At 73.9% G+C, this 20951-nt stretch carries 21 protein-coding genes; 12 read left to right on the top strand and 9 right to left on the bottom strand.

Annotated elements, in window-relative coordinates:
- Positions 1 to 38: 38 nt before the first annotated feature.
- From ACFWIS_RS29370 to ACFWIS_RS29360, 3 genes are all read right to left on the bottom strand, one after another.
- A complete protein-coding gene (locus ACFWIS_RS29370; protein WP_380458320.1) occupies positions 39 to 584 on the bottom strand; it encodes an RNA polymerase sigma factor in 546 nt (181 codons plus the stop codon).
- A gap of 145 nt (positions 585 to 729) precedes the next feature.
- Entirely contained in the window at positions 730 to 1383 is a 654-nt protein-coding gene (locus ACFWIS_RS29365) for a M15 family metallopeptidase (RefSeq protein ID WP_380458322.1), read from the bottom strand.
- Between the two features lie 85 nt (positions 1384 to 1468).
- The gene (locus tag ACFWIS_RS29360) at positions 1469 to 4801 is read right to left on the bottom strand and encodes a BTAD domain-containing putative transcriptional regulator (RefSeq protein WP_380458324.1); all 3333 of its coding nucleotides are present in this window, start codon (positions 4799 to 4801) and stop codon (positions 1469 to 1471) included.
- A 186-nt stretch (positions 4802 to 4987) separates the two neighbouring features.
- Between ACFWIS_RS29360 and ACFWIS_RS29355 the strand changes: the two genes are divergently transcribed.
- From ACFWIS_RS29355 to ACFWIS_RS29330, 6 genes are all read left to right on the top strand, one after another.
- Positions 4988 to 5389: a hypothetical protein gene (locus ACFWIS_RS29355; protein ID WP_380458326.1), complete on the top strand. Its 402-nt coding sequence runs from the start codon at positions 4988 to 4990 to the stop codon at positions 5387 to 5389.
- Positions 5390 to 5514: 125 nt separating this feature from the next.
- The gene (locus tag ACFWIS_RS29350; RefSeq protein ID WP_380458327.1) at positions 5515 to 5976 is read left to right on the top strand and encodes a hypothetical protein; all 462 of its coding nucleotides are present in this window, start codon (positions 5515 to 5517) and stop codon (positions 5974 to 5976) included.
- Positions 5977 to 6050: 74 nt separating this feature from the next.
- Positions 6051 to 6569 (top strand): RICIN domain-containing protein, encoded by a 519-nt coding sequence (locus ACFWIS_RS29345; protein WP_380458329.1) that lies wholly within the window; start codon positions 6051 to 6053, stop codon positions 6567 to 6569.
- Positions 6570 to 6770: 201 nt separating this feature from the next.
- A complete protein-coding gene (locus ACFWIS_RS29340) occupies positions 6771 to 7505 on the top strand; it encodes a leucine-rich repeat domain-containing protein (protein ID WP_380458417.1) in 735 nt (244 codons plus the stop codon).
- Between the two features lie 228 nt (positions 7506 to 7733).
- A complete protein-coding gene (gene thrS, locus ACFWIS_RS29335) occupies positions 7734 to 9017 on the top strand; it encodes a threonine--tRNA ligase (RefSeq protein ID WP_380458331.1) in 1284 nt (427 codons plus the stop codon).
- A gap of 138 nt (positions 9018 to 9155) precedes the next feature.
- Positions 9156 to 9698 (top strand): hypothetical protein, encoded by a 543-nt coding sequence (locus ACFWIS_RS29330; RefSeq protein WP_380524043.1) that lies wholly within the window; start codon positions 9156 to 9158, stop codon positions 9696 to 9698.
- A 99-nt stretch (positions 9699 to 9797) separates the two neighbouring features.
- Here the strand turns inward: ACFWIS_RS29330 and ACFWIS_RS29325 are convergent, their stop codons facing one another.
- Entirely contained in the window at positions 9798 to 10208 is a 411-nt protein-coding gene (locus tag ACFWIS_RS29325; RefSeq protein WP_380458335.1) for a VOC family protein, read from the bottom strand.
- A 67-nt stretch (positions 10209 to 10275) separates the two neighbouring features.
- On the opposite strand from ACFWIS_RS29325, the gene ACFWIS_RS29320 reads away from it, so the two are divergent.
- On the top strand, positions 10276 to 10824 hold the full coding sequence (locus ACFWIS_RS29320; protein WP_380458337.1) for a MarR family winged helix-turn-helix transcriptional regulator: 549 nt from the start codon (positions 10276 to 10278) through the stop codon (positions 10822 to 10824).
- Between the two features lie 59 nt (positions 10825 to 10883).
- Here the strand turns inward: ACFWIS_RS29320 and ACFWIS_RS29315 are convergent, their stop codons facing one another.
- On the bottom strand, positions 10884 to 11546 hold the full coding sequence (locus ACFWIS_RS29315; protein ID WP_380458339.1) for a C40 family peptidase: 663 nt from the start codon (positions 11544 to 11546) through the stop codon (positions 10884 to 10886).
- A 209-nt stretch (positions 11547 to 11755) separates the two neighbouring features.
- Here ACFWIS_RS29315 and ACFWIS_RS29310 point away from each other — a divergent pair, with 209 nt between their 5' ends.
- Positions 11756 to 12160, top strand: coding sequence for a RidA family protein (locus tag ACFWIS_RS29310; RefSeq protein ID WP_380458341.1), 405 nt, complete (start codon positions 11756 to 11758; stop codon positions 12158 to 12160).
- Positions 12161 to 12242: 82 nt separating this feature from the next.
- On the opposite strand, the gene ACFWIS_RS29305 is transcribed toward ACFWIS_RS29310, so the two are convergent.
- Positions 12243 to 12737 carry an SRPBCC family protein gene (locus ACFWIS_RS29305; RefSeq protein ID WP_380458342.1) on the bottom strand — a complete coding sequence of 165 codons (495 nt, stop codon included), beginning with the start codon at positions 12735 to 12737 and terminating at the stop codon, positions 12243 to 12245.
- Positions 12737 to 13228 carry an ArsR/SmtB family transcription factor gene (locus tag ACFWIS_RS29300; RefSeq protein ID WP_380524041.1) on the bottom strand — a complete coding sequence of 164 codons (492 nt, stop codon included), beginning with the start codon at positions 13226 to 13228 and terminating at the stop codon, positions 12737 to 12739. Before ACFWIS_RS29300 ends, ACFWIS_RS29305 begins: the two co-directional genes overlap by 1 nt.
- A 366-nt stretch (positions 13229 to 13594) precedes the next feature.
- Here ACFWIS_RS29300 and ACFWIS_RS29295 point away from each other — a divergent pair, with 366 nt between their 5' ends.
- The 3 genes from ACFWIS_RS29295 to ACFWIS_RS29285 all read left to right on the top strand — a co-directional run bounded on the left by ACFWIS_RS29295 (position 13595) and on the right by ACFWIS_RS29285 (position 17693).
- On the top strand, positions 13595 to 14317 hold the full coding sequence (locus ACFWIS_RS29295) for a ScbR family autoregulator-binding transcription factor (RefSeq protein ID WP_380458346.1): 723 nt from the start codon (positions 13595 to 13597) through the stop codon (positions 14315 to 14317).
- Positions 14318 to 14577: 260 nt separating this feature from the next.
- A complete protein-coding gene (ligA, locus tag ACFWIS_RS29290) occupies positions 14578 to 16662 on the top strand; it encodes an NAD-dependent DNA ligase LigA (protein WP_380458348.1) in 2085 nt (694 codons plus the stop codon).
- Between the two features lie 239 nt (positions 16663 to 16901).
- Positions 16902 to 17693 (top strand): putative protein N(5)-glutamine methyltransferase, encoded by a 792-nt coding sequence (locus ACFWIS_RS29285; protein WP_380458350.1) that lies wholly within the window; start codon positions 16902 to 16904, stop codon positions 17691 to 17693.
- 120 nt (positions 17694 to 17813) lie between these two features.
- Here the strand turns inward: ACFWIS_RS29285 and ACFWIS_RS29280 are convergent, their stop codons facing one another.
- Together ACFWIS_RS29280 and ACFWIS_RS29275 are read right to left on the bottom strand one after the other, a co-directional pair.
- The gene (locus ACFWIS_RS29280) at positions 17814 to 18833 is read right to left on the bottom strand and encodes an SDR family NAD(P)-dependent oxidoreductase (RefSeq protein WP_380458351.1); all 1020 of its coding nucleotides are present in this window, start codon (positions 18831 to 18833) and stop codon (positions 17814 to 17816) included.
- 98 nt (positions 18834 to 18931) lie between these two features.
- Positions 18932 to 20131 (bottom strand): glycosyltransferase, encoded by a 1200-nt coding sequence (locus ACFWIS_RS29275; protein WP_380458353.1) that lies wholly within the window; start codon positions 20129 to 20131, stop codon positions 18932 to 18934.
- A 63-nt stretch (positions 20132 to 20194) separates the two neighbouring features.
- Between ACFWIS_RS29275 and ACFWIS_RS29270 the strand changes: the two genes are divergently transcribed.
- The gene (locus ACFWIS_RS29270) at positions 20195 to 20881 is read left to right on the top strand and encodes a response regulator transcription factor (RefSeq protein ID WP_380458355.1); all 687 of its coding nucleotides are present in this window, start codon (positions 20195 to 20197) and stop codon (positions 20879 to 20881) included.
- Positions 20882 to 20951 lie beyond the last annotated feature (70 nt).

Here is a 20951-nt window from a genome sequence, read left to right as displayed (position 1 = left end):
GGGCACGAGCCCCGCCCCCGCCGTGTCGCACCGCCCGGTCAGCGGGTCCGGAGGTCGGCCAGTGCGGCGCGCATCTTGGCGAGGCCGCGCATCCGGTTGCGCTGAACCGTCCCCCGGTGGGCGCCGAGCCGTTCCCCGGCCGCGTCGTGGCTGAGCCCCTCCAGGTCGACCAGGATCACCGCCGCCGCCTCCTTCGGCGACAGCAGCGCCAGCAACGACAGGGCCGCGCACCTGGCCTCGCAGCGCTCCATCCCGCCGTCCCAGTCCGGTTCCGGCACCCGGCCGGTGGCGGTCTCCCGGCGGGACGGCCGCCGCCAGGAGTCCCGCAGCAGGTTGAGCGCGGTCGCCGAGGCGTAGGCGTACGGGTGTTGCTGGGCGGTCAGGGTGCGGCGCCTGGCCCGGTGGGAGAGGCGCAGGTAGGTGTCCTGGAGCAGGTCGTCCGCGTCGTGCGGATTGCCGGTCAGGGCCAGCAGTCGACGGCGCAGCCGGGGCATGGCCTCGGTGAAGGCGGCGTCGAACTCGGCCGGGTCCATGCCGTCGAGCGGACGGTCGACGACGGTGTCGCAGGGTTCGGTGATGCGCATCGGACGATTCCCCCAGGTGCACGCGATGTCGTTGGTCGGTCGGGTCGGGGTGGGCTGCGGGTGGTCCGGTCGGTTGGGGGGCAGGGCGCCGGCCGGACGTGCGGACGGAGTCGGTGCGGAAGCGGTGCAGGGAGGGCGGGCCGGGTCAGGCCGGTGCCACGGGGCCGTACCGGGCGGACCGGTGCCCGGACAGCAGCGCCCAGTACCGGTCTCCGTAGGACCAGTGCCACCACTCCGTGGGGTAGTTGACGAATCCGGCGGAGGTGAGCGCCCGGCGCATGGCCTCCCGGTGGGCGCGGGCGGTGGCGTCGATGCCGGGGGCGTCCGTGCGGCACGCGTCGAGGCTCTCCTCGGGCGTGGCGTTGACCTCGGTGCCCAGGGGGAGTTCGGTGCCGTCCGGGGTGGACAGGGTCAGGTCCACCGCGCCGCCGCTGGCGTGCGGGGCGACCTCGGGCGGTGAGATGTAGGCGCTGGCGAGCTCCCGGATCCGGGCCGGGGAGGCTTCGGGGTGGGCGGCCCGCAGGGTCGCCGAGTACGCCTCGAAGTAGCTGCGCTGGAGGTCCGGCGGCCGGAACCCCTCGACCACCAGGAACCGCGTCCCCGGAGGGAGGAGGGCCTGGGCCCGCAGGAGCCGGTCGAGGACGCCGGAGCGGACCCTGGCGTAGGCGCCGGAGTCGTCGGCCTGCCGGTCGTCGAGCAGGAGTTGCGGTACGCCCCGGAGGTCGACGAGCGGCTCCCCGCAGTCGTCCAGCGGGACGGCCGCCACGCGGGGGTCGGCGAGAGTGATGATGTCGGTCACACGACGATGCTCGCCGGGGGCTCTGCAGATTCCCTGTAGATGCTCTGTACGTGCCCAGCGGCTCCCCGGCGGTGCCGGGGGCCGGTCAGTCGCGCTCCTCCCACGCCTCCCGGCTGCCGAAGGCCAGGAAGGCCGAGTGCGCCTGGCGGCGGGCCAGTTCGGCGCCCGGGCGGTCGCCGTGCGCCGCGTGCACCTCGGCCAGGTCCCGCAGGGTGCGGGCCCGCCAGAGCGGCAGGGCGAGCCGTTCCCACAGGGCCAGCGCCTCCCGCAGCGGGGCCTCCGCGGCGTCCGGGTCCCCCGCCGCGAGGTGCCACTCGCCCCGGGTGCGCAGTACCAGGGCCTCGCCGAAGCGGTCCCGGCGCTCCCGGGCCACGGTCAGGCAGCGGTCGAGCCGCTGGTCCGCCGGGTCGAGCAGGCCCTGCCTCAACTCGACCTTGGCCAGAGCCTGTTCGGTGTACATCAGACCGAAGGTGTCGCCGATGGCAGTGAAGACGCGCAGTGCCTCCGTGAGCAGGCCGGTGGCCTCGGTCAGCGCGCCGCGGGCCCGCTCGCACAGGGCGATCGAGCGCAGGGTGATGGCCTCGCCCTGGCGGTCGCCGAGCCGCCGGAACAGCGCCAGGGACCGGCTCAGCACCTCCCGGGCCTGGTCGCCGCGGCCCTGCTCGCGGTGGACGTAGCCGATCCCGTACAGGGTGTGGGCCGTCCCCGCGTCGTCGCCGATCGTCCGGTACCGCTCCAGGGCGGCGGCGAGTGCCTCGGACGCCTCGCCGAACCGGGCCTGTTCGCGGCGGATGGTGCCGATGGCGACCAGGGCGGTGGCGCTGCCCCGCAGGGCGTCGCGCCCGGTGCCGTCCGGGGAGCCGGCGGTGCGGTCCGGGGGTGCGGCGGTGCCGCGCGGGCAGGCGGTGTCGTCCGTGGCCGGCGCCGGTGCGTCGAACAGGCGTCGCGCGCGGTCCAGGAGGGTGTACGCCTCCTCGAACCTGTCCTGCTCGTAGCGGAGTTGACCGAGGCCGAGGAGGAGCCACGGTTCGCCCTCGCCGTCCCCCTCGCGGCGTACCGCGTCCAGGGCGACGGTGTGGGTCTGCGCCCAGACGTCGAAGCGGTTGTAGAGGGCGGCGGAACTGGCGATCAGGGCGCCCGCCAGTTCGCGCGCGTCCCGGGTCATGCCCTGAGCGGCGCAGTGGTGGACGGCCGCGACCAGGCAGCCCTGTTCGGCGGCGAACCAGGCGGCTGGCCGGGGCAGCAGCCGGTCCTGCACCCGGGGATCGAGGCGGTACTCCGGGCGCGGCGGCGGCAGCAGCCAGGAGACCCCGCCCGGTCCCTCGACCGCCGCGCGGTCGGCGAGAGCCAGCCAGCAGGCGACCAACCGCCGCACCGCGCGCCGGCGTTCGGCGGGGGCCTCCTCGGCCAGGCAGCGCTCGCGGGCGTGTTCCCGGACGAGGTCGTGGATCCGGTACCGGTTCTCGCCGGTGCCGTCGGTGCCCACGGCCTCGATGAGGTGGCAGTCGACGAGCCGCTCGACGGCCTCCTCCGCCTCCGCGGTGTCGATGTCGAGGAGCGGCGCGGCGATCCAGGCGGCGAAGTCGGGCAGGTCCATCAGGGCGAGGCGGCGCAGCGCCCGGCGTTCGGGCGGGTCCAGTTCGGCGTAGCCCAGTTCGAGGCTGGCGCGCACCTCCAGGTCGCCGGCGCGGAGTTCGTTGAGGCGCCCGCGCTCGTCGCGCAGCCGCCCGGCGAGCTGCCCGGGGGTCCAGTGCGGTCGGGCGGCGAGCCGGGCGCCCGCGATCCGCAGGGCCAGCGGGAGCTGGCCGCACAGGGAGACGATCTCGTCGAGGTCGCCCGGCCCGGGCTCCGGGCGGGGACGGCCGGCGACCGTGGTCAGCAGGCGCAGTGCCTCCCCGGGATCGGGCACCGACAGGTCGAGCCGGACCGCGCCCTCCAGCGCGGTCAGCCGTCGGCGGCTGGTGATCAGCACGGCCGACCCGGGGCCGGGCGGCACCAGGGGTCGCAGCCGGGCTTCGCTGGGGGCGTTGTCCAGGATCAGCAGGATCCGTCGTCCGGCCAGCCGGGACCGGTAGAGGCCGAGCAGGTCGTCCGGGCCGGCTCCGGCACCGGGGTCGACGCCGAGCGCCCGCAGCAGCCGGGTGAGGGCGTCGGTGGTGGTGAGCGGGGCGGTGTCGGAGGCGCGCAGGTCGAGGAAGAGACGGCCGTCGGGGAAGAGGTGGGCGGCGCGGTGGGCGGCGTGGACGGCGAGCGTGGTCTTGCCCATGCCGGGGCGGCCGGAGATGACCGCGATGGGCGGGGCGGTCCTGGCGGTGTCACGGGCCCGGCCCAGGAGCGTGGTGACCCAGCCGACCTGGCGGGTCCGGCCGACGAAGTCGGCGACGTCCGGCGGGAGGTGGGAGGGCGGGCTGACCGTCCGGCTGCCGACTGCCAGGCTGACCGCGGGGCTGGTGGTCGCGGGGCTGGTGGTCGTGGGGCTGGTGGTCGTGGGGCCGGTGGTCGTGGGGCCGGTGGTCGTGGGGTTGCGGGTCGAGGGGCTGCCGGGACCGGCCGCAGCGGCGGGCGTCGTCACGTGCGAGTCCACCGGGCGCACCGGACCGCGGGGCGTGCGGCCGGGTCCGCCGGTCGTGGCCGCTGCTCCGGTCGCCCCGGCGGGCCCGACGGCGAGCGCGGGGTCGTTGCGCAGTGCGGCGAGGTGGAGCGCGCGCAGTTCGGGGCCGGGGTCGAGACCGAGGTCGGTGCGGAGGATGTCGCAGCCCTCCTGGAAGACCCGCAGCGCGTCGGGCGCCCGGCCGGCCCGTAACAGGGCGGTCATCAGCTGGGCGCGCGGCCGTTCGCGCAGCGGGTGGGCGGCGACGTGGGCGAGCAGCGGGGCGACCACCTCGGTGTCCTGCCGCAGCCGCAGCCGCAGCGCGTAGAGGTGCTCCTGGGTGACCAGGCGCAGTTCGTTCAGACGGGCGGCCTCGATCCGGGCGAACGACTGGGTGAGGCCTTCCAGGGCGTCCTGTCCGTGCCAGAGGGCGAGGGCATCGGTGAACAGGTCGAGCGCCTCGCCGTCGCGGCCCTCGTCCGAGGCCCGCCGCCCGGCCGCCAGCAGCCGTTCGAACCGGCTGGCGTCGACCTGGCCGGGCGCGAGGTCGGCCAGGTAGCCGGGGGCCCGGGTGCGGATCATCGGGGCGGCGCCGGCCGGTGCCAGGGCGCGGCGGACGGCGGCGACGTGGGTGGCGACCAGCGCGCCCGCCGTCGCGGGGGCGCTGTCCTCCCAGACGAGGTCCACCAGCCGAGCGGTGGAGAGGACTTCGCCCAGGTGCACGACCAGCGCGGACAACAGCGCGACGGGTCTCGATCCGCCCAGGGGCAGCCGCCTGCCCTCGTCGTCCCGCACCTCGACCGGGCCCAGCAGGCGTACTTCGATCATCGTTCCCCGTCAAGCAGCTCTCCGCGCGAAAGGTACCTGACAACGATATCCCCCGGGCCGGGCGAGGGCCTCGGGAAATCCCGGGCGGAAGCCCGCCGGCAACGGCGGCTCGCGAACGGTGCTCATACGGAACGTGAGCGCGGCCCGTCGACGGTGTGACGAGGGTTCACCGAGCGAGGAGTCGACATGACGAAATCCCTTCGCACCGCCGCCCGTTCACTGGGGCGCGCGCTCCCGGCCGGCGTCGTCGCGACGGCGGCGACGCTTCCCCTGCTGCTCCCCGGAGCGGCCCACGCGACGACGACGGATGCCCGGTTGTACGTGTGGGCGACCGGCGTGAACGTCCGGGCCTGTGCGGGCACCTCCGCGTCCTGCCCGCCGATCGAGGGCGCGCAGATCGGCCGGCGGTGGGTGACGGCGTTCTGCCAGGGCCAGAGCACCGAGGTCGTCGACGGCCCGTACCGCAACAACTGGTGGGTGCAGGTGGACGCGGGCGGCCCGGTCGGCTGGATCAGCGCGGTGTACGTGCGCGGGGGCGACAACGACCAGCCGGTGCCGGGGCTGTCCCTGGAGTCCGACTGCCACTGACCCGGAGCCACGGCGGTGCGGATGCTCATACGAACGGCCGCCGGACGCCGTCTCCCGGGTGACGCGTCCTGTTCCTCCGTCTTCTTCCGTCTTCTTCCGTCCAACCACCGAGAGGGGCACCCATCGTGTCCGGAAAGTCCACCACCCGCCTGTTCCCGCTGCGAGCGCTGGGGGCCGCCGTGCTCGGCCTGACGGCCGTGCTGGGGGTGACGGCGGCGCCCGCGCAGGCGCAGACGTCCGCGTCCGCGTCCGCGTCCGCGTCGGCGTCGGCGTCGGCCAGTCTCACGAACTCGACCGTCCACATCTGGGCCAGCCAGGTGCGGGTGCGTGAGTGCACGGACACCTCCTGCGGACTGGCCACGCAGGAGCGGCTCACCAACGTCAACGTCCAGGCGTTCTGCCAGCGCTGGGGCGGCAACGTCACCGACGGGTCCTACTACAACCACTACTGGGTCGAGATCGTGACGCCGGGGGGCTGGCTGGGCTGGGTGAGCGCCGTGTACGTCAGCGGCGGCTCCAATGACGGCCCGGTGCCCGGAGTGCCGGTCGAGACCAACTCCAGCCCCGTGTACTGCGAGTACCCGTAGGCGTGCCCTGGGGGCCGGCAGCAGCAAGGCGCACCGAGGAGCGCGGCACCACGCGCCACAGGAAAGGGAACACGATGAACGCACAGAACCCGACGCTCGGACGGCGGTTCCGCCGGACGGCCGTCGTCCTCGTCTCCGCCGCCTGCCTGGGCGCGGCCGTGACCGGCGTCGCCGGGGCTGCGACCGGTGATCCGTCGCCCACGGGGAACCGGGCCGCCGCGTTGGCGGCGGTCGAGCACTTCGGCAACATGGCGACCGGCGGCTGCCTCGACGACAGCTTCGCGTACGGCTTCCGGGGCTTCGGCTGCAACAACAGCGACTTCCAGAACTGGAACGTGCGGATCTGGCAGGAGGACGGCACCCGCCAGTTCCGCAACATCGCCACCAACCGGTGCATCTACGGCGGTGTGGGGGCCGGCGTCCACCCGGACACCCGGGCCTGCGACTCCTCCAAGGAGCAGAGCTGGTGGGTGCACGCCCGGGGCGACCAGGTGAGCTTCGAGAACCAGGCCAACGGCCTGTGCCTCGACGACAGCGAGTACGGCCTGCGCATGATGCCCTGCACCTACAACCGCTACCAGACCTGGCGCTGAGCGCGCGCCGGGGGTCCGGCGCCGGGGGCCCTGGCGACCCCCGGCGCCGGCCCGTACCTCCGGGCACCGTACGGGGATCGGGGCCCGGGGTGCGGCGGGTGCCGGTTTCGGCTCGGCTCGGCTCGGCCCGGCGCGGTTCGGCTCGGCTCGGCCCGGCGCGGTTCGGTTCGGCGGGGGCGGACAATGGCGGACGTGACAGACATGACGCTCAACCTCTGGCGGCAGCCGCTCGGCCCGGTGGCCGCCGAGGCGCTCACCCTGGCGTGGGAGCACACCGAGTTGACCGTGCTCATCCTCGCCGAAGGCGCGCTCTCCGAACTCCCGCCCGGCATCAGCAGATTGATGCGACTGCGGACCCTCGACCTCGGACACAACCTGTTCACCGAGGTGCCCGCCGAACTGACCCGGCTCACCTGGCTCCGGGACTTCCTCTACCTGCACGACAACCAGCTGACCAGTCTGCCGGACGGCCTCGGCCTGCTCACCCGGCTGCGCTACCTCAACGTCGGCGAGAACCGGCTCACCGAACTCCCCTTCTCCATCGGCAAGATGGCCGAGCTGGTCGAACTGCGTGCCCAGCACAACCGGCTCACCGCCCTGCCGGAGTCCATCGGCGCCCTCGGTGAACTGCGCGAACTGTGGCTGCGTGGCAATGAGTTGACCGCCCTGCCGGCCTCTTTCAAGCTGCTCTCCGAACTGCGCGAGCTGGAACTGCGGGAGAACGCCCTCGGCGAACTGCCCGCCGTGCTCGCCGGGCTGCCGAAGCTGCGCCGGATCGACCTCCGCACCAACGGGATCACCGAACTGCCCGACTGGCTGGCCGATCCGGCGGCGCTGCCCGCGCTGGAGAAGCTCGACCTGCGGTGGAACGACGTGCAGGTGCCGGACCACCTGATGGAGGCGCTCACCGAGCGTGGCTGCATGGTCCTGATGTGAGCCGGCCTGATGTGAGCCGGCCCGTGAAGATCAACGCGGATAAAGATCAACGCGGGCGCAGGCGAGCTGCTAGCGTGGAAGGCATGAAGCGCGCTGCACTCGCCACGACGACGCCGGAAAGAGTCCCGGCGCGCTGACTGCTGACCAAGTCCGAAGCCCCGGGGCGAGTGCCCCGGGGCTTCGTCGTTCCCGGCTCCACTCGCCCACCCGTCCCGAGTGGAGACCACCATGAACGCGCAGCCCGTCCAGCCCGTCCAGGACCGGCCCGTCAACGACCGGCCCGCAAACGACCACCGCAGGCTCGGCCGCGAGCTGGACCTGTTCGACACCGACCCGCTGATGGGCTCCGGCCTGCCGTACTGGCTGCCCGACGGCGCCGCGATCCGGCACACCCTGGAGGAGTTCATCCGTGGCCGGGAGCGCCGGGCCGGCTACCGCCACGTCTACTCGCCGGTGCTCGGCAAGCGCGAGCTGTACGAGATCTCCGGCCACTGGGACCACTACCGCGAGGACATGTTCCCACCGATGGAACTCGGCTCGGAGGAGATGGTGCTGCGGCCCAGCCTGTGTCCGCACCATGCGCTGATCTTCCGCTCCCGCCCGCACAGCTACCGGGAACTGCCGCTGAGGATGGCCGAGTTGGGCGGCATGTACCGCTCCGAGCTGTCCGGCGTGCTCGGCGGGCTGACCAGGGTCCGGGCGATCCAGCTGAACGACGCCCACGTCTTCTGCACCCCGGAGCAGGCCGCCGACGAGGCGGTCGCCGCCCTGGAGCTGATCGGCGAGGCGCACCGCGCGCTCGGCATCGTGCCGGTCCGCTACCGGCTCTCGCTGCCAGGCGAGGGCGGCAAGTACGTCGCCGACCCGGAACTGTGGCGCCGGGCCACCGCACTGCTGACCGATGTGCTGGAGCGCTCCGGGGTGCCGTTCGAGGCGGCCGAGGGCGAGGCCGCGTTCTACGGGCCCAAGATCGACGTGCAGATCGCCGACGGCGCCGGGCGCGAGTTCACCCTCTCCACCGTGCAGATCGACTTTCACCAGCCCGAGCGCTTCAACCTGCACTACATCGGCCCGGACGGCGCCAAGCACCGCCCGGTGATGGTGCACCGCAGCGTGATCGGCAGCGTCGAACGGGTGGTCGCCCATCTGATCGAGCTGTACGGCGGGGCGTTCCCGGCCTGGCTGGCACCGGCCCAGGTGGTGCTGGTGCCGATCTCCGAGGCCGAGGTTCCGCAGGCCGAGCGGCTGCGGCAGCGCTGCCTGGACCTCGGGCTGCGGGCCGAGGTCGCCGGGCCCGAGCACGGCACCCTCGGCGCCCGGATCCGGGAGGCCCGGCTGGTGCCCTACCAGGCGGTGATCGGCGCCATGGAGGCGGCGGACGACCGGGTCGCGCTGCGGCTACGGGACGGCCGCCGGCTGGAGCCGATGCCGGCCGAGGAGGCCTGGAGCCGGATCGGCGCGCTGGTCGCCGATTGCAGCGCCGAGCTGTGGCGGCACGCTGCGGCCCGGTGAGCCGGGAGCATACGTACGACTAGTGCGGTGAGCGGTGTGTCGGCGGGGCCGGGGGCGGCGGCCGCCCGTCGAATGGGTGCGGCGGGCCGGTCCACGGCCGCCGCCGTCCCCGTGCGTCCCATCGTTCCGGAGGTGTCCATGCGCGGCTCGCGCAGGTTCGTCGCTCCCGTCCTCACCGTCTGTCTCGCCCTCGCCGGTGCCGTCGCAGCGGCCTCGCCGAGCTCGGCCGGGCTCCGCCCGCTGCCGATCCCGGAGGTCCAGTACTGCGCCGCCGTGCTCGGGCATCTGCCCGGTGTCGGCGGCGCCTCCCCGGTGCTCGGCCGGGCCTGCTCGTCGGACTCCCGCGCCGACGCGCTCGCCCGGGCCGACGGCCGCACCCGCACGGCCGAGGAGCCGGCCGACCGGACGCTGCTGCTGGAGGAGTTCAAGGACGTCGACTACGGTGGCGGCGTCATCTACTCCTTCTTCGGCGACGCCGGCGGCTGCGACGGCACCGGCTACCACCTGGTCAACTACTTCGACGTGGCGCTGAGCGTCTCCTCGATGAAGGGCTACAACAACTGCAACGCCGTCCACCTCTGGTCGACCCTCAGTGTGGAGAAGACCATGGACCTTCCGGCGGCCCAGCTGGGCGCGAACTTCAACGACGCGGTCCGTGAGCTGCAGGTCTTCCACCGCTGAGGCTCCGACCGCGATCGCGGCGATGGCCGTGGCCGTCCGTGGCCGTCCGTGGACGGCCACGGTCCCGGTGGTCCCGGTGGTCCCGACGGCCCCGTACGGTCAGTAGGACTGCAGCTCGATCAAGTGGCCCTCGGGGTCGCGCAGATGGGCGCTGCGCAGGCCGGGGCCCCATTCGGGGCGGTCGGCGGCCGGGGCGGCCAGGGTGCCACCGTGGGCGAGGCAGAGGGCGAGGGCCGCGTCGACGTCCTCGACCCGCAGGACCAGCATCGCAGAGTCCTGGACGGGGGCCTCGGGGCGGGCGGGCAGGCCGGTGGTGCCGAGGACGGCGGCCATCGAGGCGCGGTCGAAGAGGGTCAGCACGGCCTGCTCGTCGACGTCCCAGTTGGCGTACGGGCCTTCGGGCGTGCCCTTGACCAGGGTGGCGCCGGTGAGCGCGGGGAGCACGGCGCGGTAGAAGCCGAAGCAGTCGGCGAAACGGGTGACGAGCAGTCGGGGGTAGAGGGCGTCCACGGGTGAACTCCTGAGCCGGGAATAGTGGGTCGGCGCCCACTGTAGGGAGTGGCCATAGAATGTCGCCATGGCCTCCGAGCACCCCGAGCACCCCGAGCGTCCAGAGCACTCCGAGCGTCCAGAGCACTCCGAGCTTTCCGAGAACCCCGGGTACCCCGCCCCGAGCGACGCACTGCCGCCGACCCTGGTGGACCTCAGCACCTTCCTGCTGGCCCGGATCGGCCGGACGGCGCGCGGCCGGCTCGCCGAGCAGCTCGCCGAACGCGGGCTGCGGCTCTGGGACATGGCCGTGCTGGCCGCGCTCGCCGACTTCGGGCCGCATGCCCAGCGGGACTTGGTGCGGCGACTCGGCGTCGACCCGAGCGACCTCGCGAAGGTCGCCGACCAGCTCGGCGCGGCCGGGTACGTCGAACGCACCCGGGACCAGGCGGACCGGCGGCGGGTCTCCGTCTCGGTCACGGACACCGGGCGGGCGCTGCTGGCCGAACTGGAGGCGCAGGCACGGTGGGTGCAGGACGAGGTGCTGGCGCCGCTGGTCCCGGCGGAGCGGCTGCTGCTGCAGGAACTGTTGCTGAAGGTGAGCCAGGGGCCGGCGTTGCGGCGCGGCGCGGTGTGACCCCGAGGGCGGGGCGCGCTCCTCGGGGCCGCGCGTACTCCACGGGCCGCGCGTACTCCTCAGCCGGAGGCCGCCCCGGGGCGGCGGGCGCCCGCGAACTCGCCCGCCCAGCGCGGGAGGTCGAGCACCTTCTCGAGCCGGGCCACCAGGGTGCCGGTGCGCTCGGCGTGGATCATCGCGCCGTCGCCCGCGTAGATGCCGACGTGGTGCAGCGGCGCGTCCGGGCGGGAGAAGAACAGCAGGTCGCCGGGGGCGAGCGCGTCGCGTTCGACCGGGGCGCTCCGGTTGAACTGGGCCACCGTGTAGTGCCCGAGTTCGACGGTGCCGTGGCTGGCGCGGTACCAGCAGTACAGGGACAGCCCGCTGCAGTCGAAGCCGACCGTGCTCTCGCCCTGGCACACGCCGTTGAGGTAGCCGTTCTCCTCGTCGCAGAAGCCGAGGCTCGGGCCCAGCCGGTCGCCGCCGCCCCAGGCGTACGGGATGCCGACCTGCGCCTCGGCGACGTCGGCGACCAGGCGGCCGAGGGTGGCGGCGGTGAGTGGGTCCGCGGCGGAGCCGGACGCGCCTGCGGCGAGGGCGGATTGGGCCCCGGCGGGTTGAGCCCCGGCGGGTTGGGCCCCGGCGGCGAGGGCCGGAGCGAGGCCCGCACCGAGGGCGAGGCCGAGCATGCGGCGGCGGGCGACTCCGGAGGCCTGGTCGTGGCCGGGCGGTCGGGATTCCATTGGTCGGCTCTCCTGGGCTGGTCGCGGGAAATGGGCACGGGCCGCACCAGGATCGCGGTCCGGCGGCATCGTCCGCCATCACCCGTAACGGTGAATCGTGGTCACACGGGCCTTGGCGGGAGCGGGAGTTCACCGGAAAACGGTTTGACGGTCGTTCGGGAGGGACCAACGATGGGCGCGAACGTTCGGTGACGATCCTCGGAGGCCTCATGAACAACGTCGTCAAGCTGGTCCGCAATACCCGGCTGACCCAGGCCGTCGACTACGCCTACGCGGCGGTGGTCGACGCCCCGACGCGCTCGCTCTGGCTGGCCGGGGCCTGCCCGCTGGACGAGGAGGGGCGCACCGTCGCCGTCGGGGACTACGAGGGCCAGGCCCACCAGGTGATGCGCAATCTGATAACCGTGCTGGAGGACGCGGGTGCGGGAGTCACGGACATCGCCCGGACCACCGTGTACGTCGCCTCCGGCGATCAGGCGGACTTGGTGAAGGTCTGGAACGTGTACCGGGAGTACCTGGGGGCGCATGACGCCCCCAGCACTCTGGTCGGCGTTTCGGTGCTCGGCTACCACGACCAGCTGGTGGAGGTGGAGGCGGTGGCCGTGCTGCCCTGACGGGCCCGGGGGGTCGGGGCTCAGGAGCTCGGGGGCTCCGTCGGTCCCGGCTGGGTCGGTCCTGGCTCGGTCGGTCCCGGGCTCAGGAGGAGGCTGCGGCGAGCAGGGCGTCCAGCTTCCGGTAGCCCTCTACCACGCCGCGCTCCATGCCGCTGGCCAGGATCGCGTCCCGGGCCGCCAGGCTGTCGACCACCGACAGGATGGTGACGCGGGTGCGGCCCTCACCGACGGGTTCGAAGACGGCGGTGTCCAGCGAGACGCCGTCCGGCACGCCCTCGAAGGTGAAGGTCTGGACGAGCCGGGTGGCCGGCCGGACTTCGTGGAAGGAGCCGTAGAAGGCGGCGACCGGTCGGCCCTCGCGGTGCATGGAGTAGCGGTAGTGGCCGCCGGTGCGGGGCTCCCAGTCGTCGATCTTCATGTCGAGGTCGTCGGGGCCGAGCCACTGGGCGACCAGCTGGGGCTCGATCCAGGCCCGGAACACCCGATCCTGCGGGGCGTCGAACTCGCGGACGATCCGGATGGTGGGCAGCGTCGGGTCCGCCTCGATGCGGGTCTGGTGACCGGTGGTGGAGGTCATCACGGGGCTCCTTCGGTGTGCCGGGGACGGTCGGGGTGGCTGGAGGTGTCCGGGGCGTGCGGACCGGCCGGCTTCGGTTCCGCGCCGGTGCCGGCCCTGGTGTACGCGCCGGTGTCCGGGCCGGGTTCCGCGTCGACCTCCGGGTCGGCTTCGGCCATGGCCGCGAGGACGGCATCCAGGCGGCCGAAGCGGGCCTCGGCCTGGCGGCGGTAGCGCTCGATCCAGCCCGTCATCAAGTCGAACACCTGCGGCTCCAGGTGGCACGGCCGCCGCTGGGCGTCCCGGCTGCGGCTGACCAGTCCGGCCTCCTCCAGCACCTTGAGGTGCTTGGAGACGGCCTGCACGGACATCGCGTAGGACTCCGCCAGTTCACCCACGGTCGCGTCCCGGACCGAGAGCCGGGCCACGATGTCGCGCCGGGTGGGATCGGCCAGGGCGACGAACGCCCGGGAGAGCTGGTCGACGGCCACCGCACACCTCTGTTCATCCACAACCGATTGGTTGAGGACAACGCTACTCCGGCCCGTCCCCTTCCTCAACCGTTTGGTTGCGGAAGGGGTGGAGGTGGGTTTCAGGTGGAAGTAGTTCACAGGAAGAAAACCGATCGTTCGGTTTCTGGGTGATAGCGCCGGGCGGTAGCCGTGTTCGTCGGCGGATCTCCGGTGAGGTGGAGGTGTGACTTCCGGTTGTCCGGTCGGGATCTGACGGACTGTAGGAGAGGGCATGTGGGACGAGTGGGGAAGGAGAGAAGGAGTCGGCTGATTCCTCGACATCGTCTTGTCGCCCGTAGGTGGCCCATAGCTAAGATACGGGGTGTTTGGTTTTGTTTTTCCGGAACTCAGGGCGGGGTGGTCGCGGTGGTACGGCAGGAACGGGCGCTCCGGACCCGTCGGCTGATCCTGGAGGCCGCGGCGTCGGTGTTCGACGAGTTCGGCTACGAGGGTGCCACCATCGGGGAGGTGGTCTCCCGGGCGGGTGTGACGCGAGGTGCGGTGTATTTCCACTTCGCCTCGAAGCGGGATCTCGCGCACGGCGTCGTCGAGGAGCAGTTCGTCCAGGACGGAGTGCCCGAACGCAGCTGCAAACTCCAGGAGTTCGTGGATACCGGAATGGTGGTCGCGCATCTGATGCCGCGTGACCCGCTGCTCAGTGCGGGCGCCCGGCTCACGCTCGGCCAGGACGTGTTCGAGGACCTCGGCGGCGGTGCGATCCCCGGTTGGATCAGCCGGATGGAGGCGCTGCTGGTGGCCGCCGGCGAGCGCGGCGAATTGCTGCCGCACGTCGTCCCAGCCGACACGGCATGGCTGATCACCGCGGCCTGGACGGGAGTTCAGATCCAGTCGCAGAAGCTCTCCGCTCGGGCCGACCTGGAACTCCGGGTGTCCGGCCTGTTCCAGCACCTGATGCCGAGCGTCGCGGTGCCCGGGGTGCTGGGCTCGCTGCAGATGGGGCCGGACCGTGGCGCCCAGGTGGTCGCCGAGGTCGCGGCGGCCGGGCGGGCGGAGGAGGGCGGCGACGGCCGGCCGGTGCAGTCGGGAGCCGAGGTCGGGGCGGTCGCGGGCGGGGTCGGCGTGGGCTGACCGGACCGGCGGGCGAATTGGCGGCGGCGCGGGATCCACGGGGGTCCGACGCCGCCTTCGGTGTGCCCCGGCGTGGTCGCGGTGGGTGACGATTCGCTGGCGGTGGGCGCCCTGGGGGCCTTGCTGCTGCCCTGCCTCGTGCCGCCGGGTACCTCGGGCGGGTACCTCGGGCGGCCGCTGGTGCCCAGCCGGCCTCAGGCCGTCCGCGGCCGTCCGCGGCCGAGGGGTCGAATGTCAGTGCGGCTCGCCATGATGGCGGTATGAAGGACGCAGCCGCCACGGCCACCACCCCTGCCGCTCCAGCCACTCCTGCCGCTCCCGCAACGTCGGAGGCCTACGCCGACGCCGTCGCCACCGCCGTACGGGCGGCCGCGGCGTACTACGCCGACGGCTCCACGCCGCTGGGGGACGACGAGTACGACGCGCTGGTCCGGGCGATCGAGGCCTACGAGCGCGAGCACCCCGACCAGGTGCTGCCGGAGTCGCCCACCGGCAAGGTGGCCGGCGGCGCGGCCGTCGGCGACGTCCCGCACAGCACGCCGATGCTCTCGCTCGACAACGTCTTCTCGGCCGAGGAGCTGGAGTCCTGGGCCGCAGGGCTGGAGCGCAGACTCGGCCGACCGGTCGCCGCCTGGTGCGTCGAGCCCAAGCTGGACGGCCTAGCCGTCGCCGCCCGCTACCGGGCCGGCCGGCTCACCCAGGTGCTCACCCGCGGCGACGGCCTGGCCGGGGAGGACATCACCCACGCGGCGGACGCCGTGCTCGGCCTGCCCGCCCGGCTGGCCGAACCACTCGACGTCGAACTGCGCGGCGAGGTGCTGCTCACCCACGAACAGTTCGAACAGGCCAACGCCGTCCGCACCGCCCACGGCGCCACCCCGTTCGCCCACCCGCGCAGCGGCGCCGCCGGCACCCTGCGCGCCAAGGACCGCCCCTACCGGGTAGAACTCACCTTCTTCGGCTACGACGCCCACGGCCTGCCCGGACTCGGCCACGCCGAGTTGCTCGCCCGCGTCGCCGAACTCGGCGCCAACACCGCCGCCACCACCCAGGCCGCGCCCCGCCGCTGCGCGACCCTCGCCGAGGCCGAGCAGCGGGTCGAGGAGATCGCAGCCCTGCGCGCCGCGCTGCCGTTCGGCATCGACGGTGTGGTCGTCAAGGCGGACGCGGTCGCCGACCAGGAGCAGGCCGGCTCCGGCTCCCGGGCGCCGCGCTGGGCCGTTGCCCGCAAGCTCCAGGCCCAGCACAAGGTCACCCGGCTGCTCGGGGTGGAGTGGAACGTCGGACGCACCGGGATCATCGCGCCCCGGGCAGTGCTCGACCCGGTGGTCATCGACGGCGTCACCGTCACCTACGCGACCCTGCACAACCCCGCCGACATCGAGCGCCGCGGGCTGATGATCGGCGACCAGGTGTTCGTCTACCGCGCCGGGGACGTCATCCCGCGGGTGGAGGCGCCGCTGGTCGACGAGCGCACCGGCGCCGAGCAGCCGATCGCCTTCCCCGAGGTCTGCCCGCGCTGCGGCGACGCCATCGACCGGGCCGAGCAGCGCTGGCGCTGCGTGCGCGGCCGGGGCTGCCAGGCCGTCGCCTCGGTGATCTACGCGGCCGGGCGCGACCAGCTCGACATCGAGGGCCTCGGTGGCACCCGGGCCGTCCAACTGGTCGAGTCCGGGCTGGTCGCCGACCTCGCCGACCTCTTCACCCTGACCAAGGAGCAACTGCTCACCCTGGAGCGGATGGGCGAGACCAGCGCCGACAACCTGCTCGCCGCCGTCGAGACCGCCCGCACCCGCCCGCTGAACCGGGTGTTCTGCGCGCTCGGCATCCGCGGCACCGGTCGGACGATGTCCCGCCGGATCGCCGCGCACTTCGGCAGCATGGCCGCGATCCGGGCCGCCGACGCCGAGGCGCTGGCGGGTGTGGACGGCATCGGGGCGGAGAAGGCGGCCGTGATCGTGGCCGAACTCGCCGAGGTGGCGGCGCTGTTGGACCGGCTGACGGAGCAGGGCGTGGGGACGGAGGTCACCGAGCCGGTGGTCGCGGTGGCGGCAGCGGCGGCTGCGGGCCCGGCGGCGGAGGGGGCGGCGGCCGGCCCGCTGGCAGGGCAGAGCGTGGTGGTGACCGGCAGCATGACCGGCGCCCTCGCCGACCTCTCCCGCAACGAGATGAACGAGCTGATCGAACGCGCGGGCGGCAAGGCCTCCTCCTCGGTGTCCAAGCGCACCAGCCTGCTGGTCGCGGGCGAGAAGGCGGGCTCCAAGCGTGCCAAGGCGGAGGAGCTCGGGGTGCCGGTCGCCACCCCGGAGGAGTTCGCCGTCCTGGTGGCCGACTTCCTGGGGTGAGGCCGTCGGCCGGAGGCCCGATCATGGTCGGTGCGGGTGCGGTAGGGTGACCGACGCTGAACACGATTGCGAACCAGGGAGGTGAGACCCATTACCGGTATGTCCGAGCGGGTGCTCCCGGAGCGCGGCCGTGCGGGCGCACCGCGCGGATAGCGCGGGCGCGCCGACGCGGCGTCGGCCCTGGCGGGAGCCCTGACGGAGTCCTCCGTTCTCCTCCTGTTCTGCCCAAGGGGTTCCCTTTGCCGATCTTCGCCTCCGCTGCTCTCCGTTCCTCCGTCGTCTCCCGACTGCGCACCGCCGGTTGTGTGTTCGCCGAGGACGAGGCGCGGATCCTGCTCTCCGCCGCCGCCACACCCGCCGAACTGGCCGTCATGGTCCGAGCCCGCGCCCAGGGTCGGCCGCTCGAGCACGTCGTCGGCTGGGCCGAGTTCGCCGGGCTGCGGATCGCCGTCGACTCCGGCGTGTTCGTGCCGCGCCGGCGCAGCGAGTTCCTGGCCGCCGAGGCCGCCCGACTGGCCGGGCCCGGCGCCGTGGTGGTCGACCTGTGCTGCGGCAGCGGCGCCCTCGGCGCCGCCGTGGCGGCCGGCGCCGGACACCCCGTCGAGCTGTACGCCGCCGACCTGGACCGGTCCGCCGTCCACTGCGCCCGCCGCAACCTGGCCGGCACGGGCGCCCGGGTCTTCGAGGGCGACCTGTTCGACGCGCTGCCCGACGCGCTGCGCGGGCGGGTGGCGGTGCTGATCGCCAACGTCCCGTACGTACCGACCGGCGACCTCGAACTGCTGCCGCCCGAGGCCCGGTTGCACGAGGCGAGGCCCGCGCTGGACGGCGGGGCGGACGGATTGGACGTGCTGCGCCGGGTGGCCGTGGCGGCGCCGGGGTGGCTGGCGGCGGGTGGGGCGCTGCTCTTCGAGACCAGTGAGCGCCAGGCAGTCGCCGCCCTGGCGGTGGTCCGGGCGGCGGGCCTGGCGGCGGAGGTGAGGCGCGAGGAGGAACTGGACGCCACCGTGGTCATGGCGACGAGGAGCTGACCAGTCGGCCGCCCGCGCCGGCCCGTAGCCGGTGCCTCCCGTAGCGGGCGCAGCCCGGGCCGGTGCCGGGTCGGGCCCGCCGGGTAGCACCCCGGCGGGCCCGGGCACGGTGTTGCGCCGTCAGACCTGGTAGCGGTTCGGGGCGAGCAGGTGCAGGTGCTCGGCGACCCAGTCGGAGGTGCGCCGCAGCCCCTCGTCCAGGCCCACCAGCGGCTGCCAGCCCGCCAGTTCGCGCGCCTTGCGGTTGTCGGACAGCAGCCGCTCGACCTCGCTGCCGCCCGGGCGCAGCCGGCTCGGGTCGACGACGATCTCGGCGTCCCGGCCGGAGGCGACGATCAGGGCCTTGGCGAGGTCGCCGATGGACACCTCGCTGCCGGTGCCGAGGTTGACGACCTCGCCGAGCGCGCGGTCGGCCCGGGCGACGGCCAGGAAGCCCTCGGCGGTGTCGGTCGCGTAGGTGAAGTCGCGGGTCGGGGTGGTCGAGCCGAGCCTGACCTCCCGTGCGCCTGAGTGGAGTTGGGCCAGCACGGTGGGGATCACCGCGCGGGCGGACTGCCGCGGGCCGTAGGTGTTGAACGGGCGGACCACCGCGACCGGCAGCTCGAAGGTGTGCCAGTAGGACAGCGCCATCATGTCCGCGCCGATCTTCGAGGCGGAGTAGGGGGACTGCGGCTGGAGCGGGTGCCGCTCGTCGATCGGCGCGGTGATCGCCGTCCCGTACACCTCGCTGGTGGAGGTGTGGACCAGTCGGGCGCCGTGCCGCAGGCAGGCGGCGGCGACGTTGTGGGTGCCGACGACGTTGGTCTGCACGTACGCCTCGGGCGCCTGGTAGCTGTAGGGGATGCCGATCAGCGCGGCGAGGTGGAAGACGGTGTCGCAGCCGGCGACCGCGTCCAGGACCCGGCCGTAGTCCCGGACGTCACCGGCGTACATCTCCACGGAGGGGTCCGGCTGGGCCAGGTAGTGGGCCAGGTACCCGCGCTCGGCGTACGGCTTGTAGTGCACCAGGGCCCGGACGCGGGCGCCGCGGGCGACCAGCAGGTCGACCAGGGTGCTGCCGATGAAGCCCTCGGCGCCGGTGACGAGGACGCTCCGCCCGCTCCAGTCCTGTGCCACGTCGGGGGTGTCGAAGTCGGTCATGGGGGTTCCTCCGTAGGGTGTTCGGAATCGACCGGGCGTCGATCGGCCGGGTGTCGATCGGCCGGGTGTCGATCGGCCGGGTGTCGATCGGTCGGGAGTCAGTGGACGGACGGGGTGGTGACGGAAGGCTGCTCGGGCTCGGGCGCCGGCGTGCGGCCGATGACGCGCAGCACCTTGGCCGCCAGCAGGTCGGCGGCCCGGGCGTGGTCGCCCGGATCGGCCGCCCGCTCCATCGCGGCCAGTCGGGCCGGGTCGGCGAGCAGCGGCTCCACCAGCGCGGCCAGTCGGTCGCCGGTGCACTCGCCGTCCGCCAGCAGCAGGCCGGCGCCCGCGTCGGAGAGGACGCGCGCGTTGTGGGTCTGGTGGTCGTGCGGCGCGTGCGGATAGGGCACCAGCACGGCGGGGATCCGGAGGCTGGACAGTTCGGCGACGGTGGCCGCGCCGGAGCGGCACACCATGAGGTCGGCCGCCGCGTAGGCGAGGTCCATCCGGTCCAGGTACGCGACCGCGTGCGCCGTCGGGTTCCCCGCCAGCGCGGCCGTCACCTGCGCCAGCGCGGCCGGGCCGGTCTTGATCAGCAGCCGTCGGTCGGTGCGGTGGCGCCAGCGCGCGGCCAGCTCGACGGCGGCCGCGGTGAGCCGGGCGGCGCCGAGGCTGCCGCCGTTGAAGACCAGCAGCCGCACGTCGTCCGGAACGCCGAAGTGCCGCCGGGCCTCGGCCCGCAACGCCGCCCGGTCGAGCCGGGCGACGGCGCCGACCAGCGGCATTCCGACGGTCTGCGCCGACCGGCCGGCGGGCAGGTGCTCGCGGGTGCGGTCGAAGGCGAGCGCGATGTGCGGGGTGAGCCGGGCGGCGAAGCGGTTGGCCCGGCCGGGCACCGCGTTCGACTCGTGCACCACGCTGGGCAGCCCGGCCATCCGGGCACCGACGATCACCGGCGCGCTCGGGTAGCCGCCCATGCCGACCGCCACCTGCGCGCCCTGCGCCCGCAGGATCTCGCGGCAGTCCCGGCCGGAGCGCAGCAGCGCCGCGGGCAGCAGGTAGCGGCGCGGGCCGAGGGAGGCGTCGAAGGGGATCATGTCGACGGTGTGCAGCCGGTAGCCGGCCTGCGGGATCAGGGTGGTCTCCAGCCCGCGCTCGGTGCCCACGAAGGAGATCACCGCCCGGGGGTCGGCCCTGCGCAGTGCCTCGGCCAGCGCGAGGCCGGGGTAGATGTGCCCGCCGGTGCCGCCGGCGCCGATCACCACCGACAGGGGGCGGTCGTTCTGGTGGCCGTGACGGCCGTGTTCTGTCCGCATGCCGTAAACCCTGCTGAGGCCGTCTAAGAGACTTCTCAGAGTCGTTTTGAGAGGGTTGTCCGCATGAGCAACGGGCAGAGGGTGTTGGTCGTCGACGACGATCCCGAGGTGCGCGCCGCGGTCGAGGACGGGCTGACGGTCGAGGGCTACCAGGTGCGCGGCGCCGCCGACGGGCTGGCGGCGCTGAGCGAGGTGGCCGGCTGGCAGCCCGACGCGATGGTGCTGGATCTGCTGATGCCCGTCCTCGACGGTCTGGCGGTCTGCCGCCGACTGCGGGCGCTCGGCGACCGGATCCCGATCCTGGTGCTGACCGCGCGCGACTCGGTGAGCGACCGCGTCGACGGCCTCGACGCGGGTGCCGACGACTACCTGGTCAAGCCCTTCGCCCTGGACGAACTGACCGCCCGGCTGCGCGCCCTGCTGCGGCGCAGCGCTCCGCCGGTCGAGGAGCCCGGCTACCGCTTCGCCGACCTGGAGGTCGACCCGGTCACCCGGACCGGGAACCGGGCCGGGCGGCCGCTGGAGTTCTCGCGCACCGAGTTCGCCCTGCTGGAGGCCCTGCTGCGGCACCCCGGACAGGTGCTCCCGCGCGAGATGATCATGGAGCGGGTGTGGGGCGCCGACTTCGGCCCGGACTCCAACTCGCTGGCCGTGTACGTCGGATACCTGCGCCGCAAGCTGGAAGCCGGCGGCGAACCGAGACTGGTGCACACCGTGCACGGGGTCGGCTACCGACTGGACCGGGCCTGAGGTGCGGGCGGACAGCTCCGGGGCACGGGCACGGGCAGGGGCGAGGGCGAGGGCGCGGGCGAGGGGAGCG

The organism is Kitasatospora sp. NPDC127060 (assembly GCF_042724935.1).
Lineage (GTDB): Bacteria > Actinomycetota > Actinomycetes > Streptomycetales > Streptomycetaceae > Kitasatospora.
The sequence above is the reverse complement of the archived record's forward strand: the minus strand, read 5'-3'. Positions and strand labels throughout refer to the sequence as shown.

Coding starts and splice junctions, on each gene's coding strand:
- ACFWIS_RS29370 (WP_380458320.1), bottom strand. CDS start 584: ATGCGCATCACCGAACCCTGCGACACCGTCGTCGACCGTCCGCTCGAC.
- ACFWIS_RS29360 (WP_380458324.1), bottom strand. CDS start 4,801: ATGATCGAAGTACGCCTGCTGGGCCCGGTCGAGGTGCGGGACGACGAG.
- ACFWIS_RS29355 (WP_380458326.1), top strand. CDS start 4,988: ATGACGAAATCCCTTCGCACCGCCGCCCGTTCACTGGGGCGCGCGCTC.
- ACFWIS_RS29345 (WP_380458329.1), top strand. CDS start 6,051: ATGAACGCACAGAACCCGACGCTCGGACGGCGGTTCCGCCGGACGGCC.
- ACFWIS_RS29340 (WP_380458417.1), top strand. CDS start 6,771: ATGACGCTCAACCTCTGGCGGCAGCCGCTCGGCCCGGTGGCCGCCGAG.
- thrS (WP_380458331.1), top strand. CDS start 7,734: ATGAACGCGCAGCCCGTCCAGCCCGTCCAGGACCGGCCCGTCAACGAC.
- ACFWIS_RS29330 (WP_380524043.1), top strand. CDS start 9,156: ATGCGCGGCTCGCGCAGGTTCGTCGCTCCCGTCCTCACCGTCTGTCTC.
- ACFWIS_RS29320 (WP_380458337.1), top strand. CDS start 10,276: ATGGCCTCCGAGCACCCCGAGCACCCCGAGCGTCCAGAGCACTCCGAG.
- ACFWIS_RS29315 (WP_380458339.1), bottom strand. CDS start 11,546: ATGGAATCCCGACCGCCCGGCCACGACCAGGCCTCCGGAGTCGCCCGC.
- ACFWIS_RS29310 (WP_380458341.1), top strand. CDS start 11,756: ATGAACAACGTCGTCAAGCTGGTCCGCAATACCCGGCTGACCCAGGCC.
- ACFWIS_RS29305 (WP_380458342.1), bottom strand. CDS start 12,737: ATGACCTCCACCACCGGTCACCAGACCCGCATCGAGGCGGACCCGACG.
- ligA (WP_380458348.1), top strand. CDS start 14,578: ATGAAGGACGCAGCCGCCACGGCCACCACCCCTGCCGCTCCAGCCACT.
- ACFWIS_RS29280 (WP_380458351.1), bottom strand. CDS start 18,833: ATGACCGACTTCGACACCCCCGACGTGGCACAGGACTGGAGCGGGCGG.
- ACFWIS_RS29275 (WP_380458353.1), bottom strand. CDS start 20,131: ATGCGGACAGAACACGGCCGTCACGGCCACCAGAACGACCGCCCCCTG.
- ACFWIS_RS29270 (WP_380458355.1), top strand. CDS start 20,195: ATGAGCAACGGGCAGAGGGTGTTGGTCGTCGACGACGATCCCGAGGTG.